Source organism: Cohnella caldifontis (assembly GCF_029360585.1).
GTDB classification, from domain to species: domain Bacteria; phylum Bacillota; class Bacilli; order Paenibacillales; family Paenibacillaceae; genus Cohnella; species Cohnella caldifontis.
On sequence record NZ_JAQZSJ010000053.1, the window covers coordinates 1 to 373 of the forward strand.

The 373-nt window shown below is 60.3% G+C and carries 1 protein-coding gene; it reads left to right on the plus strand.

What is annotated here, in order from left to right; genetic code table 11:
- On the plus strand, positions 1 to 373 hold a 373-nt coding region (locus PTZ19_RS25280), incomplete at both ends, for an ATP-binding cassette domain-containing protein (RefSeq protein WP_276358480.1).

Below are 373 nucleotides of genomic sequence, written 5' to 3' on the forward strand. Positions count from 1 at the left end.
CTCTCCACGCTGCTCAAGCATGACGGCGGAGTCGCCGCCGTGAACGGATTCGATGTTGCGTCAAAGCCGGACCATGTGCGGCAGTCCATCAGTCTGACCGGGCAATTCGCCGCGGTCGACGAGATTTTGACCGGGCGGGAAAATCTGATTCTGATCGCCAAGCTGCGGCACCTTAAGAATCCGCGCCAGGTTGCGGAAGATATGCTGATACGCTTCGGCCTGACGGATGCCGCGGACCGAAAGGCATCTGCTTATTCGGGCGGTATGCGCCGCAGGCTCGACATCGCCTTGAGCCTCGTGGGCAAACCGCAGATCATTTTCCTCGACGAGCCGACTACCGGGCTTGATCCCGAGGCTCGCATCGAGGTTTGGA